Source organism: Clostridium sp. (genome assembly GCF_032552055.1).
GTDB lineage: Bacteria > Bacillota > Clostridia > Clostridiales > Clostridiaceae > Clostridium.
The window spans coordinates 1-1,904 of sequence record NZ_JAWGSV010000382.1 but is presented as its reverse complement, the minus strand read 5'-3'; the positions used below and the strand labels follow the sequence as shown (position 1 = coordinate 1,904).

The window sequence follows — 1,904 nt, the reverse complement described above, 5'->3', positions numbered from 1 at the left end:
GTTTCATCTATAAACTTTACAATTTCATCATCTCTAATTTGAACTTCAGAAAGGTTTATTGCCATCTTAAATTTTTTATCTGTTTTTAAAGACAACTCTTTACATTTCTTAAGACTCTCTTCTATAATATGTTTGCCAATTGTTATAATAAGTCCTGAATTTTCTGCAATTGGTATAAATTCATTAGGTGATACCATACCTAATTCATTACTATGCCATCTAACTAGAGATTCAAACCCGACTACTTCTCCAGTATAAACACTTACCTTTGGCTGATATAACATTTTAATTTCATTATTATCAATAGCTATCCGTAATCCTTTTTCTATATTAAATTCACGGTTTAATATTTCTAAAATATTTGAGTCAAAAAATTCATATCTGTTCTTTCCATTAATTTTAGCTAAATACATAGCCATATCTGCCCTTTTTAAAAGTATTCCTATATCTAACCCATCTGTAGGATATATACTAACTCCAATACTTAAAGAACAAAATATTTCTTTCTCTTTTATCATCATAGGCTTACTTAAATTTTTTATTACATTATTCAAAATTTCTTTTATTTCACCTTTTGACTTTAAGTTGTATTTTACTAAAACAAACTCATCTCCGCCATATCTAGCAAATAATGAATCCTCAATATTCATATTTTTAATGCAATTACAAAATTCAAATAATAAAGAATCACCTATATCATGACCAAAAGTATCATTAACATATTTAAAATTATCTAAATCAATAAATATTATTGCCATTTTTTCATTAGTATAATTCTTTAACCTATTATTTATTTCTCTAACAAAATATCTTCTATTTGGTATTCCAGTAACATCATCATTAAAACTTAGATAACTTATTTCCAATTCTTTTTCTTTTCTTATAGTAATATCAGATAGTGTTCCATATACAAATATACTTTCACTATTCTCAACTACTTTTTTCCCTTTACTCTGTATCCAATAATCTTTATTATTGGAACCTTTTATTCTATATTCTATTGAATAGACTTCATTTTTAGGCGAATCTAAAATACCATTAATCTTATCTAAATAACCCTTTAAGTCTTCTTCATTTATGTATTCTTGCCACTTCTTATATGGAATTAACAAATCTCCCTTTCCAGGGATGCCTAAATATTTTCTAACTGCATTACCAATAGAAATAATATTTTCATTTACATTCCACCAAAAAACTATATCATTTGCTACTTCTAATGCTAGTATATTTCTATCTTTCCTATTTGTATTAACCTTTTGAAACTTTTTTAATTCAGTAATATTTTTAATAGATCCAGTTAAATAAAAAGTATCCTTAAATATTTTTCCACTACCTTTAATTTGGATATTTAACTTTTCTCCACTTTTGCTTATAAATATTGGTTCTAAAATAAAATCATCTATACTTCTATTTTCAATAACATTTTCAATATAAAGTACTATATCTTCTCTTTCATCATCAGATATATACCTAAACCATTCATTAAAACTATTAATATTTTCATTTATTCCTAATATTTCTTTTATTTTATCAGATATAAAAAGTTCATTATTCTTATTTGACCATTCCCATATAGCTCCATCTAAAGCTTCAATTGCTGATTTATATCTTCTTCTATTTACATCTATTAAATTATGTAACTTATAATATTTTCTTCTATTATAAAGAGAGTTAGATATTAAAATTAATATAATAATAGACATTATAATTATTAAGGCGTTTTTAGCTTCAAACATAGTTAAAGTATATAATGATATTGCCAATACAAATAAAAAAACTAAGCTCTGCTTTTTTCTTCTTTTCATTTCTACCACCAAAAAATTTCTTTACAATATATTACAATGATAATTGTATCATATATTTTTTAATATTAATATTATTTCCAGTATAAATATTAAAAAGTA

Annotated in this window: 1 protein-coding gene; it reads right to left on the bottom strand. The window is 23.6% G+C overall.

Annotated features, from left to right (window positions below; all coding sequences use genetic code 11):
* Positions 1-1,805 (bottom strand): diguanylate cyclase domain-containing protein (locus E6248_RS15745; RefSeq protein WP_316341712.1); only part of this gene is annotated, 1,805 nt, incomplete at its 3' end.
* Between the last annotated feature and the right edge of the window lie 99 nt (positions 1,806-1,904).